Below are 17,933 nucleotides of genomic sequence, written 5' to 3'. Positions count from 1 at the left end.
CGTCTTTCCGAACTGACCGTATTTCCTGCTCAAGCACGATCTCACAGCGAAGCAGGTCCGGTTTTGCTGTTGCCCTTAACGGCCCCCGCTTCGGGGCCGGACTTTTCTTCACTGCCTCCTCAACACAGCTATCCCAGCCGGTAACTCGCCGCTTTCTCGCCATTCACCCACAGCTCACGACGTTCCCCCGGAGGCAGTAACAGCGCGATCTCCCGCCAGGCGGGCTGATAGTCGCCGCGTTTTTCCACCGTCAGATCGATACGGCTGGCGCTGCTGCACAATGTCCAGCGCAGCCACAGCGCATTGCCCTGCTGCCAGCCATGACTCTCACCATCGTCATCAAACATTTCGCCCTGAGTGGTTACACCTTCCGGTGCCGGCCATAGCTGCCACTGCCGCACGGTGTCGCGGCGCGCATCCGTCGTGGTCTCGCACTCGCCCAGCGGGATCACTGCACCGGCACGCACCAGCAACGGCAGTCGATCCAGCGGCGCATCCAGTGTAATCGTTTCGCCGCCCGCAAACGCCCTGCCGCTGTGCCAGTCATACCAGCCGCCCTGGTTGCGTGGCAGATAGACTTCACGACAACGCGCGCCCTGCTCCACGACGCTGGCGACCAGCAGATCGCGCCCCAGCATAAAATCATCACACTCCTCATAGGTTTGCGGGTCCTGCTCGTGGTCGAGGAAGGTCGGACGCAGCATCGGCTCATCTTCCGCGCTGGCCTGCCACGCGAGGTTATAGAGGTAAGGCATCAGACGATAGCGCAGCCGGATCGCCTCGCGGATCATCGGTGTGACATCCGGGTACATCCACGGCTCGTTCACGGTGTGATCGTCATTCCACGAATGGATGGTAAAGCGCGGATGCATTACGCCATTCTGAACCCAGCGCACAAACAGCTCGGCATCCGGCTTGTCGCCCGAGAAGCCGCCGACATCGTGTCCGACGTTAAACAGCCCGGACAGGCTCATTCCCAGTCCCATGCGGATGTTGTAGCGCAGGGTCTGCCAGCTGGTACGGTTATCACCGCTCCAGGTCTGTACATAGCGCTGCATCCCGGCACAGCCGGACCGTGAGATCAGATAGGGTCGTTTGTCTGGTGCAAACTGCTGCTGGGCTTCCATCGAGGCGCGCATCATCAGCAACGGCATCACCGGGCGGATATGCTTGATCGCGATCGGCTGACCAAACCCGTGACAGCGCGCTTCGCCATCCCATACTTCATATTCGTTGTTGTCATTCCAGGTGGAATCGATGCCCTTTTCCAGCAGCTGTTGCGTCACATTCTCCTGCCACCAGCGCACCGCCTGCGGATGGGTGAAATCGAGGTGCGAGCCCTCATCATCCCAGAACACCGAACGCTCAGGGCGATCCTGTTCCGAGTCACGAATAAATAGCCCCTGCGCCGCCACTTCCTGGTAGCGCGGATGATCCTGCAGCAGACAGGGCTTAATGTTGGCTGCCAGCTTCATTCCGGCACGATGAAACGCATCACTCAGCGCGTTGGGATTCGGGACTTTGTCGTAGTTCCAGTTGAAGACATAGCGTTTGTTATTGATCGAGGTGTAACCGGAAGAGAGCTGGAACGAGTCGCAGGGAATTTCATGTTCGCGACACAGGCGGATAAAGGATTGCAGCTGCTGCTGCGCGTCCGGCGCATCGGTGTAGTGCATGGTCGAACCGCTGTAGCCCAGGCTCCACTTCGGCTGAAACAGCGTGCGCCCGGTCAGGCGCACAAAGGCTTTGGTGACATCGAGCAACGTCGGACCGAGCATCATGTAGTAATCGAGATCGCCCGCCTCGGCGCGGTAACGGCGATAAGGCAGATGGTAGTTATCCAGCTCATTCCCCAGATCGAGCCAGCTGCTGCTGAGGTTGTCATAAAACAGGCCAAAGCTGACGCCATCACGCTGCGTCAGGGTAAACGGAATATGTTTATAGAGCGGATCGGTGCTGGCGGCGTTGTAGCCCATCGCGTCGAGATTACGCATCTCAAAACGCCGGTTAACGCGGTTCAGGTCGCCGGTCTTCTCGCCCAGGCCATACACCCTATCCTGCGGCTGACGACGCTGATAGTGCTCCACTCCGTCGCCGTGAGCATTGAGCAGATAGGCACCGGTGTGACGATCGGCGGTCAGCGGCTGCCAGCTGGCACCCTCAAACTGCTCCCAGCTCAGGCAGAGCGGCTGATGCACCGTCACCCGCAGCTGTGATGTGCTGATGCGCAACTGCTGCGCATCGTGCTCCACCTGAAATGCGGGCAGCGTAAAGCCATCCAGCGCCTCGCGATCGCGTCCCTGCCACGGCACATCATGCTCAGGCGCAATGCTCCAGGTGCGGTTCAGCGCCAGCTCACCGTCGCGCTTCAGCAGCACGCGCATCAGTTTCTCTTCAAGAACGTAAAGCCTCAGGAAATGTCGATCGTCGACCTTGAGTTCAACAAAATGATCGGCCTGCTGATGCAGCGTCCAGTTCTTCAGGGTTTTCATCGCGATATCCTTATGGGTTAGCAGGGCGCTGGCGGCGTTCGGCGATCAGCATCACCAGGAAAACGGCACCAATCAGGTCAAAGAAGCCCATCGCTACAAACAGCGGATTAAAGCCGATGGTATCGGCGGTAATACCGATAATCAGCGAGAAGATAAAGCTGGCGATCCAGGCGCAGGAGCCACGCATACCGTTAACGGTGGCCATCTGGCGGCGATCAAAGCGTTCCACCACCAGCGCACTCAGCATGCAGGAGATCACCTGGTGACCGAAGCCGCCGACGGAGATCAGGGCAATAGCCAGCCATGGATCTTTCACCAGCGTCATCAGCGCCAGCGAGACCATCAGCAGCGCGCCGGTGACTGAACTGGCAACAATGGAATTCACGCGGGTCATACCAAACCAGCGCACATAGATTCTGGTGAGATAGCCACTGGCGACGCTGCCGAGGTCGGCGGCCAGAAATGGCAGCCAGGCGAACATCACGATCTGCTTAAGATCCATGCCGCGCTCGTTGGCAAGATAGAGCGGCACCCAGAAGCTCAGCACCGCCCAGGCGGGTTCAGCCAGAAAAGCCGGAATGGCGATGCCGTAGAATTTTTTCTCTTTACCAATCACTTTCAACGCGGTGAAGAACGTCAGCTTTTCACCGATCGCCTCGTTGTCCTGATTAATAAAGGCGCGTTCATCATCAGACAGACGAGGATGGCTTTCCGGCGAGTGATAGCCCCACCACCAGAGTCCCACCCACAGCAGGCCCAGGCCGCCGGTCAGCAGAAATGCGCCCTGCCAGCCAAAAGTAACGTGGGCAACGTAGATAATCGGTGGTGCCAGCATCGCACCAATCGAAAAGCCGACGCCCGCCCAGCCGGCCGCGACCGGACGCTCCTTTTTCGGAAACCAGTCACCGATCGCTTTGGCATTAGCGGGCGTGGCCGCCGCTTCGGAAGCACCCATCACAAAACGCAGCAGCGCCAGATGCAGCCAGCTTCCCGCACCGGCGTGCAGCAGACAGGTGACCGACCAGATCAGCGCGCAGATCAGGAAGCCCATCTTCAGTCCGATCACATCGATCAGCCAGCCGCAAATCGGCTGGAACAGGGTATAGGCGAGCTGAAATGCTGCTACAACCCACGAATACTGTTCGGTGGTCATGTTCAGACTGGTTTTCAGTTCCGGTGCCAGAATGCCGAGGGAGTTACGGGTGATGTAGTTGACGGTTACACCCAGCAAAAACATTCCCAGCATCCACCAGCGTAAATTTTTAATCACGCGCACCGTGCGTGACGCACTGATGGGTTTGGTTGTTGATTCGAGGCTCATTGTGCCACTCCTGATTGCGATTGATGACGCACACCGCCTGCTGGCGTACCGCGTGTCCTTTTATCGAACTTAGAAAAGTGGGAAACGTGGGTACAGCCACTTTTTTGCAACGCTTTTCATGGCAGGCTGAATCGCGATAAAAAATGGCACTGAAACGCTTATCTGACGCGATTCAGCAGACTATGAAAAATTTTTCACTGGCAGATTTGAAGGCGATCACAGAATGAAACAAAGGCTGAAAATCAGTGAGATTGCGGCGCTGAGCGGAGTCTCGATCAGTACGGTATCGCGGGTACTGGCCGGAAAAGCGAATACCCGTCCCGCGACGCGGGACAAAGTGCTGGCCGTGGCGCAGCAGCAGGGCGTGCTGGATAATCTGCACAGCGGTCGCCTGCTGCTGAATAACCTGATGGTCTTTGCTCCACCGCGCGCCTTTGACGTACGCAGCGACATTTTCTACTACAAGGTGATTCAGGGAATCAGCCAGGCGGTAGAGCCACATGAGGTGCGGCTGCGCTACTGCCCGCTGGAAGAGGTGGAGAGTAATGCCGCGCTGTTTATCGATAAGATGCAGCAGACCGAAGCCGCCCTGCTGATCGGCATTGATGATGAGCATATTCATCAGCTGGCGGCGGAGATGAACAAGCCCTGCGTGCTGATCAACGCCCGCGATCGCCGTATGCGGCTGCCGTCAGTCTCGCCGCATCATCAGCTGATTGGTGAATTCTCCGCGCGCTACCTGTTTGAGCAGGGACATCGGCAGATCCTGTCCCTGCACTGCCTGCGCCGCTATACCATGGAGCAACGCTTACAGGGGGTGCGCGACGCCTGGCACGCCATGAATCTGCGCTTTGACAGTCGCCAGCATCTGCTAACCCTGAACAGCTTCAGCAGCAATGAGGCGGCGGAACGGCTGGGTGAATATCTGTGCCACTGCCCTGACGCGCTGCGTCCGACGGCGATTCTCGCCAGCGGGGATTACATAGCCGCAGGTGCCGTCACGGCGCTGGAGCAGGCCGGCCTGCGGGTGCCGCAGGATATCTCGGTAATGAGCATGGATGGGTTTAACCTGGCCGCTATCCACGATATTCCGCTGACCTCGGTGCAGGTGCCACGTGATGAGCTGGGCGCAGCGGCAGTCAGAATGCTGCAGGAGATGCGGCTGAACCCTGGCACACCCACCGGCAGCCTGTTGCTGAATGGCAGGCTGGTGGTGCGCGAGTCGGTGCGCCGCATCCGCGATAATCTCAGCCATGCGCCGGTTCAGCAGCATGGCCTTTATGATTAACCCGGCGCGGATTCACCCAGCGTTTTCAGCCGCAGCTCTGACGGCTGAGGCCGTCCGAACAGGAAGCCCTGGAACAACGTACAGCCCTCATCCCGCAGCTTCGCGAACTGCTCATCGCTCTCCACGCCTTCAGCGGTAATCTGGATATCCAGACTGCGGCTCATGCCGGTAATCGCGCGGATTATCGCCAGCGCCTCGCGGCTGTCGCCCATATCGTTGATAAACGACTTGTCGATTTTGATTTTGTCGAACGGGAAGGATCGCAGATAGCTCAGCGACGAATAGCCGGTGCCGAAATCATCCAGCGCAATCTGCACGCCCAGCGCCTTGAGATTCTGCAGGGTACGGATATTCCCCAGCGAGTCATCCAGCAGCACCGATTCGGTGATCTCGACTTCCAGTCGCGCCGGATCGAGACCTGACTCCTTCAGCGCACCTTCAACCACCGGCACCAGCGAGCTGTTTTTAAACTGCAGCGGTGAGAGGTTGACTGAGACCGACTGCTCCCCTTCCCAGCTCGCCGCTTCACGACAGGCTTCATAAAGGGCAAAGGCTCCCAGCATATGAATCAGGCCGGTCTCTTCCGCAATCGGGATGAAGTCGTTGGGCATAATCAGCCCGCGGATCGGATGATGCCAGCGCATCAGCGCTTCATAGCCAATAATTGTGCGGTGATCGCCATTGGTAATAGGCTGATAGTAGAGCCGTAAATGCCCGCCGCTGATCGCATCGCGCAGATCGTTTTCAATCAGGCGTCGGCTGCGTGCCACATCATCCATCTCCAGCGTAAAGTGCTCATAGCGGTTGCGGCCATTACGTTTGGCTTCATACAGCGCCATATCCGCACAGCGCAGCAACTGCTCCGGCGTATTGGTGATGGTGGTGCTGAGTGCAATACCCACGCTCAGCCCGACCGACAGATTATGACCTTCAACGTTGACCGGCGGACGAATCGCCTCGATCAGACGCTGAGCCACAATGCTCGCCTCCTCACTGTTTGCTACCGAGGGCAGCACGATAGCGAACTCATCGCCACCAATGCGCGCCAGCGTATCCTGATCGCGCAGCGTGTTTCGCAGACGTTTAGCCACGCTGCGCAGCAGCTCATCGCCAATCTGATGGCCAAGCGCATCGTTCACATTTTTGAAGTTATCAAGATCAAGGCACAGCGCGGCGGTCTGGCGCTGCGTCTGGCTCGCGGTGCGCAACGCCTCACTCAGACGCTGGCGGAACAGCATGCGATTCGGCAGGCTGGTCAGGTTGTCGTGGTGCGCCATATGGTGAATACGGGCATCGGCGGCGCGCTGGTCGGTAACATCTTCCACCAGCAGCATCAGGTAGTTGCGGCGCGCATCCTGGCCATTAATTGCGGTAGCGCGGGTATGCAGAATGCGTTCGCCGCTGGCAGTCATCAGCAACTGCTCACGCTCATGTATGCCCTCACTGCGCAGTGCAACGTCCGCCAGATTGTTAAAATAGTCACTAAGCTCAGGCGACATACATTCGTGCGGCCGCTTGTTAACGATCAGCGATTTCGCCAGGCCAAACAGCTGCTGGGTGCGGTCATTCACCAGCAGGATCTCGCGGGTGATCGCATCTTCAACAATCACGCAGGAGGGAATGTTGGCAATGATGTTGTCCAGGAATTTAGACAAGGCGGTTTTCTGCGTGCTCTGGGCTTCGGCCAGATCCCGGGCGCGCAGGATCTGCTGCTCCTGCTCACGGCCTTCCGTGCGATCGCGGGTGATCTTGGCGAAACCGATCAGCTTACCGTCATCATCATGGATCGCGTCGATAACCACATGCGCCCAGAACGCGCTGCCATCTTTACGGTAGCGCCAGCCCTCATCTTCAAAACGACCGGTTTTCAGCGCAATACCGAGATTCGCTTCCGGTATCCTGTTCAGCCGCTCCTGAGCGCTGTAAAACAGCGAGAAGTGCTGACCCACTACTTCATCCGCTTTATAGCCTTTGGCGCGCTGTGCGCCAGCATTCCAGTTCACCACCACGCCGTCGGTATCAAGCATATAGATGGCGTAATCCGTGACGCCCTCTACCAGCAGGCGAAAACGCTGCTCCTGCTCGCGCTGCTCGCTGCGGACGCGCTGCTGTTCGGTGCAGTCACGGGTGATTTTGGCATAGCCCAGCAGTTTGCCCTGATCGTCGCGGATCGTGTCGATCACCACATGTGCCCAGAACGCACTGCCATCTTTGCGGTAGCGCCAGCCCTCATCTTCAAAACGGCCGGTGCGATAAGCCGTTTGCAGGTTCTGGCTGGGGATATGATTGAGTCGATCCTGCGCGCTGTAGAACCGGGAAAAATGCTGGCCGACAATCTCTTCCGCCACATAGCCTTTGGCGCGCTGTGCGCCGGCGTTCCAGTTCACTACGTTTCCATCCTGATCGAGCATATAGATGGCGTAATCGGTGACGCCCTCAACCAGCAGGCGGAAGCGCATCTCCTGCTCCCGCTCTTTGCGTTGCTGCTCCTGCAGCCGGGTGCAGTCGCGGCAGACCGCAGCAAACCCAATCAGCTGAGCGGTCTCGTCGCGGATCGGATAGATGACCACGTGTGCCCAGAAGCTGCTGCCATCTTTACGGCAGCGCCAGCCTTCGTTTTCGTAACGTCCGGTGGTGGTGGCGATATCAAGTTCGCGCTGCGGCTGACCGCGTCGGCGATCCTCTTCGTTGTAAAACAGGGCGGCGTGCTGTCCAATAATTTCGTCTGGCCTGTAACCAAGGACGTGCAGACCCCCGTCATTCCAGCTGGCGACAGTTCCGTCCGGTTTAAGCATGGTGATCGCGTAGTCGATCACGACTTGTACCAGCATGCGATACATGACATCAGAGTTATTATCCATTGTTATTTGCCTGCTGCTCGGTAGCCCGGTAAAGGCTTAGGAATGTTCTTAAACGCGAGCCGAGACTAAAGCGGAAAAGGTCTGCGAAGACAAGCGTATTAAGAAGAATAACTAATCTTAACAGGGGAGTTATCGGCAGCGGCGAGCAAATGTTCAATGGCGTAATGATCGGGATAAGCGCCTGAGGTCAGGCGTTAAGGCAGGTTTTACAGCCAGCATGGTCAGAGCGCGAGGCTGGCTCGCGCTTAATCATTTCGCGACAGAAACGGCGTTTACAGGTCCATCTGTTGCTGTAAATGCATCGCGGCAATCGGCTGCCAGATTTCGGTTAACGCGCCCTCTTTGCCGGTAAACGGGTCCTGGGTCGGCAACAGCACTTTTTTCACCTGCTGCTGCGCCATTTTCAGCTTCGCGGGTTCGTCGCGCAGCGTCTCAGGCGACATGCCGCGCGGATAGGCACCGATCACCATAAAATCTTCGCTGGCGCTGACCTGGCGATGACCGACACCCGCCGGGATCAGCACCGCATCGCCTGCGCGCAGGGTGACCATCCGGCCACTGTCGCCGCCAAACAGCACTTCTGCCCAGCCTTCCGCAACGCCAAGCAGCTCATGGGTGTTGGGATGATAGTGGGTATAGGGGAAAATCGGATAGCGCCAGGCGGGTGGCCAGCCGTTTTCGTCGAAAGTTTTCTCAAACCACGCTGCGATCTCTTCCTCTTCCGGCACTACGCGCGGCCAGATAATCAGAGGTAACGGGTTATTAGGTACGCCGCCCGACGGAATGGCGAGCATCAGATGCTGAGGATTATCAGAAGCCCCGGCCGCGAAGGTGCCTGCGGCAAAGGACATCATTAACATCAGACTGGAGGATGAGGCACGCATACAGGTTCTCCGGTTTTTTTCTAAGTGTGGCAAACCCGCGGCACAATGCAATGTGCGCCGGACGACACAATTGAGATAATTGACTGATATTGCTGACTAAAGCCAAATGTGTCGTTAACAATAGGGCGAGACCGCCCCCGTACGGCGGCGGATAGCGGTTCTTACTGCGGCAAAGTGTTGCAAAATGTCAGGCGAGCCGGCACGCAGGTACGGCAGCCCGATGCCAGGGCACTCTTTTGATAAACTGTTATACAAAAATCGCACAGATCTGTTTCTGATATGCTTGACTGTTATCTGTTGTAATAGCTAACAGATGACAGTGAGGTAACCAATGGACGCTATTAAACAAATCCTGATTGACGAGATCGCCACGCTTAACCGCGAAGAACGTCGCGACAACTTGCCGCGCTTTAGCCTCTCGTTTCTGAAGAACCATCCCGGTCTGTGGGCTGTGATGTATCTCTGCTACGGCCTGTGCGTGGCGCTGATATTTACCACCGAGATGCTCGGCTGGCCCGCCTTCTGGTTTGCCACCGCATTTGTGCTGGTAATGAGCGTGCTGATGCTGCTTGATATCAACCCGAAATATCGCTTTGAAGATATCGATGCGCTCGATCTGCGTGTCTGCTACAACGGTGAGTGGTATTACGTTCAGCCGGTGCGCGAACAGGCTATCTCACGCATTCTGTCACTGCCTGAAACACCGGAACGGGTTAAAAGCGGTATCCAGCGTCTGCTGACGCAAAAAGGGGAAGTGGACTTTTATGATGTCTACTACCTGACCTGGGGCCACCAGGAAGCAGCGCGCGTCTAATCCGCCTGCGGTTCCGCCATTAACTGACCCAGCGTCGCTATTGCCGCCTCGGCCCGGCTATCCCACGGCCAGGCGGTATTCAGTCTGAAACAGTGACTGAACTGCTCTCCTGCCGAAAATAACTGTCCCGGTGCAATACTGATCCCCTGAGCCAGCGCCTGCTGGTAGAGCCGGGTAGTGTTGATGCTCTCCGGCAACGTCACCCAGAGAAAATAGCCGCCGCGCGCTTCGCTGAGCGTAGCCTGCGGCGGCAGCACCTTGAGCAACGCCTGACGCACCATCTGCTGTCGCTTCGCCAGTATCTGTCGCAACCGCTTCAGATGGGTGTCGTAACGCCGCGTGGCAAGAAAATCGGCCAGCGCCAGCTGCATCGGTGCGCTGGTCGAGAGCGTGCTCATCAGCTGCAGGCGCTGAATGCGCTGCGCATGCTGTCCCGCCGCCACCCAGCCGACGCGAAAACCGGCCACCAGCGACTTGGAAAACGAGCCACAGTGCAGCACGTTTCCCTGCCGATCCCAGGCCTTCGCGGGCAGCGGCGCAGCCTCACCCGTCCAGAGTTCGGCATAGACATCATCTTCAATTATCGGCACCTGATAACGTGCCAGCAGCGCCACCAGTTGCTGTTTGCGCTCCGGCGTTAATGTCACGCTCAGCGGATTCTGCAATGTCGTCATCAGCCAGCAGGCTTTTACCGGCCAGCGTTGCAGCGCCTCTTCCAGCTGAACGAGATCGATGCCCTGATTTGCATCCACCGGAATCGCCAGCGCCTTGAGTTTAAGCCGCTCAATCGCCTGCAGCGCGCCATAAAAACTCGGTTGCTCAATCACCACATAGTCGCCCGGCTCGGTCAGGGATTGCAGGCTGAGGTTCAGCGCCTCCAGCGCCCCGCTGGTGATGACAATTTCATCCGGCGACAGGGTGATGCCCTGACGCGCATAGCGCTGCGCCAGCAGCTGTCGCAGCGTGGCGTTGCCGGGCGGCAGATTATGCAGCGCATCGGTTGGCGTCAGATGATGAGAGACGTTCGCCAGCGAGCGCATCAGCTGACGCTGCGGAAAGAGTGCCGGATCGGGGAACGCAGAGCCAAACGGCACGATGGCGGGATCGCGCGTGGCCTGCAGTACATCAAACACAAAGTCGTTGATATCGACCTGCTCGCTGATCGCCACACTCAGCGGTGCGGGCGCTAAGGCACGCGGTGCCACGTAGTAACCTGACTGTGGACGCGAGACGATCCAGCCCTGACTCTCCAGCAGCTCATAGGCATGTAGCACCGTCATCAGGCTGACACCCTGCTGCGCGACCTGCTGACGCAGCGACGGTAAACGGGTGCCGGGCAGCCAGATGCCGGCCTCGATCTGCTGCTGAATCTCATCCATCAAGCGCTGGTATTTCGCCACGGGTCGCCTCTCCTTGTTTACCGCGAGTAGTCTGACCGCGAGACTTTACCACGGCAGGCGACCAATGACAGGCGGTGCGAATCGCTTATCGTACTGATTACGCTGATTCAGCTCTGATCAGGTGCGTCAGATCACCGCTACCTGGGGCGTCAGTGGCTGATCGGCTTCAACAATCGGACTCACGTTTGCCATCACCTCTTCCGTTTCCCCCACCACAAAGTTAGCCAGATCCGGTACCCGCTCAGGGGGAACCGGCTTGCCCAGCAGATAGCCCTGCAGCGTATTGCAACCCAGGCTGGTCAGAAAGGCTTGCTGCTCAGCGGTTTCAACGCCTTCAGCCACCACTTTCAGCTGCAGCGACTGTGCCAGCGCCACAATCGCCGATACGATGGTGGCATCTTCTTTCTGATCCTGCAGCTCATTAACAAAGGCCCGATCGATCTTAAGCTCACTGGCCGGCAGACGTTTCAGATAGAGCAGGCTGGAGTAACCGGTGCCAAAGTCATCAATTGAAGCTTTGACGCCGAGCTGAGTCAGCTCGGTGAGAATACGCACGCTCTCATCGGGATCGCGCATCGCAGTGGTCTCGGTCACTTCCAGCGTCAGCTGTTCGGCCGGAATCTGATGTTTTGTCAGCGCATCCACTACCGTCTCCACCAGATTCGATTGCTCAAACTGCAACGCCGACAGGTTCACCGCCACCGACCAGTCCGGGTGGCCCTGCAGATGCCACTGGCGCAGCTGACCACAGGCTTCATGGATTACCCAGTTGCCAATGTTGACAATCATGCCGGTCTTCTCCGCCATCGGCAGGAATTTATCAGGCGACAGCAGGCCACGCTTCGGGTGCTGCCAGCGCAGTAACGCCTCAAAGCCGAGGATCGGGCCGCCCGGCGCACAATATTTTGGCTGATAGAACAGGCGCAGTTCATCGTTATCCAGTGCCTGCCAGAGATCGTTATTCAGCTGAAGCTGACTCTGCGCCTGAAGGTTCATTGAGGGCTGGAAGAAGGTATAGCCGTTACGGCCATTATTTTTGGTGTGATACATCGCCGCATCGGCGTTGAACATCAGTTCGCGCTCATCCACGCCATCGCCGGGATACACCGCGATACCAATACTCAGCGAGACCATCAGCTCATAGCGTGAGATATCAAATGGACGATCCACCGCTTTAACCAGCTTATCGGCGATGGCTGCGGCATCATTTGGATCGTCGATCTCAACCAGCAGCACAAACTCATCCCCACCCAGCCGCGCCAGCGTGTAGTAGCCGGTCATCTGCTGACTCATCCGCTCGGTCACACCGACCAGCAGACTGTCGCCAATGTGATGTCCAAAGGCGTCGTTAACCGCCTTAAACCCATCGAGATCCATAAACAACAGGGCAAACTGCGTCTGCTCACGGTTCGCTTTGTTGATCGCCTGCTCCAGTCGATCCTCCAGCAGGATACGGTTCGGCAGCCGGGTCAGGTTATCGTGCAGCGCCAGCTGAGCCAGCTCGCGATTCGCTTCAGCGAGCGAACTGGCGAGAATCGAGGTTCGCGCCTGCATCCGTGCATCCAGCATCGAGACCAGCAGGGTTATGCCCAGAATTGAGAGGGTGACCACGGTGACCAGAATCGCCAGCCAGTTGCTGTTAACGCCCTGCCCGACCGGATGGCTGTGGACGGGAAACTCTGCCGCCATCATGCCGGTATAGTGCATACCTGCAATCGCACAGCCCATGACCACCGAGGCACCAATACGCAGCAGCGTGACCCGGCCGGTCTGACCCTCACGCAGGTTAAACGCCAGCCACAGCGCCGCGCCAGACGCGGCCAGAGCAATCGCCACCGACAGCGCCACCCAACCCCATTGCCAGACGATACCGGGCGAAAACATCAGCGCCGCCATGCCGGTGTAGTGCATCGCTGCGACACCACTGCCGAGGATCAGCGCGCCGCCCGCCAGACGCGGCAAAGGCAGATCGCCACTGCAGACCAGCCACAGTGCAAATATCGACGCGCAGACGGCGATGGCGGCGGAGAATGCGGTGAGTCCGGCGTTGTAGCTCATGACCATCTCCATGCTCATCGACAGCATGCCGATAAAGTGCATCGCCCAGATGCCAATACCCATGGAGAAACCGCCGCCGAACAGCCAGACCAGCGCCACTTTGCCGGTAGAATGTACCACCCGTCCCGCCATATCTAAGGCGGTAAACGAGGCCAGCATCGCGACAAGAACTGAGACGATGACGATAAAAGTGTCGTATGAGGTCGCTAACATAGTGCATTCCCGCGAAAGCCGTGCCGGTGTTGGGCAGAGGTTGTTAAAATTTGTATTAGTTATCGGCATAGACCGCGGGTTACTGAGCCGCGCACCCTGCATCCTTTCCACTCATTCTGAGTGATGAAATCTATCGTCGGTCTCAGCCAGATACCGACGCCACTGGCTGCCGCCGTGCGGGAAAACTGAACGCGTCAACCCGCTCCGGAGGCGTTGGCTTGCCAAGCAGATATCCCTGCAATGCATCAAAGCCTAAGCTTGTGAGCAGATGCTGCTGCTCTTCAGTCTCGACGCCTTCCGCTACCATGCGCAGGTTGAGACTCTGTGCCAGCGTTAGCATGGCGCTGACCACGGTCGCATCTTCACTGCCTGGTCGCAGGCAGTTGATAAAGCTGCGATCAATCTTAAGTTCACTGGCATCCAGATGTTTAAGATGCAACAGGTTGGCATAGCCGATACCGAAGTTATCAATGGCGACGCTGACGCCTGCCTGCTGCAACTCATGAATCCGCTGCTGACTGAAAGCGGGATCGCGCATGGCAATCGTTTCGGTGATCTCCAGCATCAGCGCGCTGCCTGACAGCTGATAACGCGTCAGTGTCTGCGTCAGTGTGCTCAGCAAATCACGCTGATGGAACTGCAGCGCAGAGAGATTAACCGAAACCGTCCAGTCGCTGTGTCCCTGGCTGTGCCAGACCCTTAACTGACGGCACGCCTCCTCGATCACCCAGTTGCCCAGTGTTACAATCTGACCGGTTTTTTCTGCGCGCGGCAAAAACAGCTCAGGGGTCAGCAAACCGCGCTGCGGATGCTGCCAGCGCAGGAGCGCTTCAAATCCCATTAACCGGGTGCCACCGGAACAGAATTTGGGCTGATAGAAAAGCCGCATCTGCTGGCGATCAATGGCCTCCCACAAATCGTTGGCCAGCTCAAGCTGATGCTGCGTTGCCGCGCTCATGGCGGGTTCAAACAGGCACCAGCCGTTTCGTCCACTGTGTTTGGTGTGATACATCGCCGCGTCGGCATTAAACAGCAGCTCCTGCCGGTTACGTCCATGCAGTGGAAAGATCGCAATTCCCGCACTGAGTGAAACGTGCAGTACATAGCGGTCAAGTTCAAATGGCGTACTGATCACTTTAACCAGTTTTTGCGCCAGCTGCCGGGCCGGATTGATATCACACTCTGCCATCAGCACAAACTCATCCCCGCCCAGCCGCACCAGCAGCATCGTGTTACTGAGCTGACTGCGCAGCCGTTCCGCCACCGCCACCAGTAACCGGTCGCCGACATGATGTCCCCAGGTGTCATTGACCGCTTTGAAGCCATCGAGATCCATATAGATCACGGCAAAGCGATCTTCCTTTAGCATCGCCTGTTTGATGGCAAGATCGAGCTGCTGCTCCAGCATCACCCGGTTGGGCAGCGCGGTCAGGTTGTCATGCATCGCCAGCTGACGCAGCTCCTGGTTAGCGCGATTGAGCCGGGTTGCCAGCCGTGCGGCGCGCACCTGAGCGTCCAGCATCGAACTCAGCAGGGTGATCCCCAGAATACTCAGCGTAATCAGCGAAACCCATACCGCCAGTCCCGGACTACTGACGCCATGCGACTGCATTGTACTGCCGTGGCGGAACGCCGCCGCCGCCATACCCACATAGTGCATGCCTGCAATCGCGATCCCCATCACTATTGAGGCCAGCCCACGCATCAGCAGCAGATGATGGTCACCCTGCCGCAGATGAAACGCCATCCACAGCGCCACGCCTGAGGCCACAAACGCAATCAGCACAGAGAGCGTCACCAGCAGCGTATTCCACTCAGGTTGCGGATCAATCAGCAGGGCTGACATACCGAGATAGTGCATCACCACCACGCCCCCACCCAGAATCAGCGTGCCGCGCAGTAGCCGCTGACGGGTGAGATGCAGGCCGCCCACCGTCTGGCCGAAGGCGAATATTGACGCCAGGATCGCCACCAGCAGCGAGAGGATCGTCAGCTGCGTGTCATAGCGCATCGTCATCGGCATCATCATCGCCAGCATCCCGATAAAATGCATGGCCCAGATGCCAATCCCCATTGCCGTGCCGCCAACCAGCAGCCAGAACCGCGCGCTCCAGCCATGGGAGACCGCCACCCGTCCGGCGGTGTCCAGCGCTGTAAAAGAGGCAATAAACGCCACGATCAGCGAAACGCAAATCAGAACGCTATCACAGGTGACAAGCAACATGTGCAACTCCTCAACGCCCGCAGAAAAGCAGGTGCTGTGTAAAGTCAGAAAAGTCATTTTAAAAACACCCAATGGGTGAAAGTTAATAAACTTCACTATTTCCTGGCCCTGAAGACCGGGCAAAACAGGTCCACAAACGCAAGGCATTTGTGACCTGCATTTTATTAACCGCCTGATGAATCTGGCGCTAAATCGTTATTATGTCTGATTGGTACAGGAACATATCACCGAAGCAGAAAGCATTCCAGAAACCGATAAAACAAGGGGTTTTGTTTTACCGTCTCGCTTTCGTGCCTTGCTGTAACTGGGTTATCGGCCAGAGAGACCTTTTGATTAATGAAAATTAAACGGCAGCACTTCGCGTAACGCTTTAACTGATCTATAGTAAGTAAAACTGATATAAATCATCATTCTTAAGTCTAAGATTTTTCTTAAGACTGCGGCACTGCCCGCCTTATTGTTTTTATTTCCTTACTTTGGGTTGAATCGTTAATAAACACCGGGTGAAAAAGCACTGACTCTCGATAATCCGTAAGGAAATATTATGAAACTCAAGCTTTTTCTGTTTGCCGCTGCAGGATTAACTGTTGCTGTTCCATCATTAACCCAGGCGGCTACGACCTCGGGAACCATCAATGCCACGTTGACGCTGACCACTGGTTGTCTGGTAAATGGACAGTCAGCCACGGCGGGCGTTAACTTCGGTACCCTGAACTTTGGTAGCAGCGCCGCCACCTTTGATACCCTGAATGCCACCCTGGTCGGTGCCGCCGGTAACGGTATTTTTGTGCGCTGCACTACCGGTCAGGATTACAACGTGGTGGTGACCAGCAGCAATGCTGCGCCAGCCACTATCTATGGCACCGCTTCTGCGTCACCGCGTTATCTGATTCTGGGATCGAATAATGCGCAGGGTATCGCCTATACCCTCTATAGTGACGCCTCCTTCACCACGGCGATCGCCAACAATACGCCTATCGCGGCCAGTGGCACCACTGACCCGACATTGGGTACCAACTACGCCATCTATGGCCGGGTGGTCGGTGGTGGCTTTAACCCCCTGATCCCTGCCGGAACCTATACCGATACCATTAACGTGGCCGTGAACTACTAACTGCTGCCGCAGGTAAATAAGGTTGGTTCTCTGGCGACCCTGCCTGACGATCGCACGCAGCCTGCTCCTGATGATAGTAAGTGTCAGCGCCTGGAGTCTGCCCACCAGCACCTTTCAGGTGACCGCCTCGGTGGTAGCAGGCTGCGTGATATCCGGTACTAATACCGGCGTTTTTGGCACGCTCAATTTCGGCACGCAGTCTGGCGTGGCGGCCAGTACCGTCAATGCCAGCTTCGTGCAGAGCACCGCCATTAACCTTGCCTGTACGCCAGGCACCACGCTGAGCATGAGCATTAACCAGGGCAGCAACTTCACCACTACCCGTAATCTCAAGCTGCCCAATTTCAGCAATACCGTTCCCTATACGCTCTTTAGTAACGCCAGCCGCACCACGGTCATCCCGGTGAACCAGGCGGTGTCGCTGAGCTATAGCAATGCCAATAACATTACGCTGCCGATCTATGGTCAGCTACAACTGCCCGGCACTGCGCGCGCCGGCGTTTATACCGATACGCTGACCGTCACCCTGACCTGGTGAGGTGATTGAAAACAAGGATATGATCATGAAGCCACTGCGCGCCCTGCTGCTCCTGCTGAGTTCCACTCTGCTCTCTCCGGCCTTCGCCGCCAACTCGGTGATGATCTGGCCCATTGATCCCGCCATTAATCCTGAAGAGAAAGCCAGCGAGCTCTGGCTGGAAAATCGCGGTAACAGCACGACCATGATGCAGATCCGGGTTTTCAGCTGGCAGCAGATTAACAGTCAGGAGCAGTATCAGACCCAGCAGCAGGTTGTTGCCAGCCCGCCGATGGTGCGGATGGAGCCGGGCCAGAAACAGCTGGTCAGGCTGATTAAACAGACGCCGCCTGCGGCCGGTAAAGAGCTGGCCTACCGGGTGGTGCTGGATGAAATCCCGACGCCGAACAATCCCGGCGAAAATCAGGCCGGACTGACCTTTCAGATGCGCTATTCGGTGCCGCTGTTTGTGTATGGTTCCGGGCTCTCCACCGACAGCGTCCGTCCCGCTCTGCACTGGCAACAGGTCAGCGAGGGCGGTAAGCGCTGGCTCCAGCTGACCAACAGCGGCAACGGCCACGCCCGGCTCAGCAATGTGGCGATTGGTGGTCGCAAGCTGGGCGAAGGCTTATACGGCTATGTGCTGGCGGACAGCACGCATCGCTGGCCGCTCACGGTGCCGGTCAGCGGCGAACTCACCGCAGAGGTTAATAAAAGCCAGTGGCGCAGCGCTGCCCGGAAGTAAGC

12 protein-coding genes are annotated in these 17,933 nt (G+C 57.4%); 5 read left to right on the top strand and 7 right to left on the bottom strand.

What is annotated here, in order from left to right:
- Positions 1-128: 128 nt before the first annotated feature.
- Together F3I44_RS05475 and F3I44_RS05470 are read right to left on the bottom strand one after the other, a co-directional pair.
- On the bottom strand, positions 129-2,492 hold the full coding sequence (locus tag F3I44_RS05475; RefSeq protein ID WP_150019327.1) for a TIM-barrel domain-containing protein: 2,364 nt from the start codon (positions 2,490-2,492) through the stop codon (positions 129-131).
- A gap of 10 nt (positions 2,493-2,502) precedes the next feature.
- Positions 2,503-3,813 carry an MFS transporter gene (locus F3I44_RS05470; protein WP_150019326.1) on the bottom strand — a complete coding sequence of 437 codons (1,311 nt, stop codon included), beginning with the start codon at positions 3,811-3,813 and terminating at the stop codon, positions 2,503-2,505.
- A 223-nt stretch (positions 3,814-4,036) separates the two neighbouring features.
- Here F3I44_RS05470 and F3I44_RS05460 point away from each other — a divergent pair, with 223 nt between their 5' ends.
- Positions 4,037-5,101: a LacI family DNA-binding transcriptional regulator gene (locus F3I44_RS05460; protein ID WP_150019325.1), complete on the top strand. Its 1,065-nt coding sequence runs from the start codon at positions 4,037-4,039 to the stop codon at positions 5,099-5,101.
- On the opposite strand, the gene F3I44_RS05455 is transcribed toward F3I44_RS05460, so the two are convergent.
- Positions 5,098-7,962 (bottom strand): bifunctional diguanylate cyclase/phosphodiesterase, encoded by a 2,865-nt coding sequence (locus tag F3I44_RS05455; protein WP_150019324.1) that lies wholly within the window; start codon positions 7,960-7,962, stop codon positions 5,098-5,100. The two genes, F3I44_RS05460 and F3I44_RS05455, sit on opposite strands and share 4 nt — an antisense overlap.
- A gap of 272 nt (positions 7,963-8,234) precedes the next feature.
- Positions 8,235-8,846 carry a cupin domain-containing protein gene (locus F3I44_RS05450; protein WP_150019323.1) on the bottom strand — a complete coding sequence of 204 codons (612 nt, stop codon included), beginning with the start codon at positions 8,844-8,846 and terminating at the stop codon, positions 8,235-8,237.
- A gap of 331 nt (positions 8,847-9,177) precedes the next feature.
- On the opposite strand from F3I44_RS05450, the gene F3I44_RS05445 reads away from it, so the two are divergent.
- Complete coding sequence (locus F3I44_RS05445; protein ID WP_013359026.1) at positions 9,178-9,660, top strand: YlaC family protein; 483 nt, start codon at positions 9,178-9,180, stop codon at positions 9,658-9,660.
- Here F3I44_RS05445 and F3I44_RS05440 read toward each other — a convergent pair.
- From F3I44_RS05440 to F3I44_RS05430, 3 genes are all read right to left on the bottom strand, one after another.
- Positions 9,657-11,060: a PLP-dependent aminotransferase family protein gene (locus tag F3I44_RS05440; RefSeq protein ID WP_150014726.1), complete on the bottom strand. Its 1,404-nt coding sequence runs from the start codon at positions 11,058-11,060 to the stop codon at positions 9,657-9,659. The genes F3I44_RS05445 and F3I44_RS05440 overlap by 4 nt on opposite strands.
- A gap of 126 nt (positions 11,061-11,186) precedes the next feature.
- Positions 11,187-13,331, bottom strand: coding sequence for a bifunctional diguanylate cyclase/phosphodiesterase (locus F3I44_RS05435; RefSeq protein ID WP_150014728.1), 2,145 nt, complete (start codon positions 13,329-13,331; stop codon positions 11,187-11,189).
- Between the two features lie 142 nt (positions 13,332-13,473).
- Positions 13,474-15,555 carry a bifunctional diguanylate cyclase/phosphodiesterase gene (locus F3I44_RS05430; RefSeq protein ID WP_150019322.1) on the bottom strand — a complete coding sequence of 694 codons (2,082 nt, stop codon included), beginning with the start codon at positions 15,553-15,555 and terminating at the stop codon, positions 13,474-13,476.
- A gap of 544 nt (positions 15,556-16,099) precedes the next feature.
- Here F3I44_RS05430 and F3I44_RS05425 point away from each other — a divergent pair.
- The 3 genes from F3I44_RS05425 (at position 16,100) to F3I44_RS05415 (ending at position 17,931) form a co-directional block, all read left to right on the top strand.
- Positions 16,100-16,669, top strand: coding sequence for a spore coat protein U domain-containing protein (locus F3I44_RS05425; RefSeq protein ID WP_150014732.1), 570 nt, complete (start codon positions 16,100-16,102; stop codon positions 16,667-16,669).
- Positions 16,670-16,739: 70 nt separating this feature from the next.
- Positions 16,740-17,207 carry a spore coat U domain-containing protein gene (locus F3I44_RS05420; protein WP_150014734.1) on the top strand — a complete coding sequence of 156 codons (468 nt, stop codon included), beginning with the start codon at positions 16,740-16,742 and terminating at the stop codon, positions 17,205-17,207.
- Between the two features lie 25 nt (positions 17,208-17,232).
- A complete protein-coding gene (locus F3I44_RS05415) occupies positions 17,233-17,931 on the top strand; it encodes a molecular chaperone (protein ID WP_150014736.1) in 699 nt (232 codons plus the stop codon).
- Positions 17,932-17,933 lie beyond the last annotated feature (2 nt).

Source organism: Pantoea sp. F_5 (assembly GCF_008631595.1).
Taxonomy (GTDB): Bacteria; Pseudomonadota; Gammaproteobacteria; order Enterobacterales; family Enterobacteriaceae; genus Pantoea; species Pantoea gossypiicola.
The sequence above is the reverse complement of the archived record's forward strand: the minus strand, read 5'-3'. Positions and strand labels throughout refer to the sequence as shown.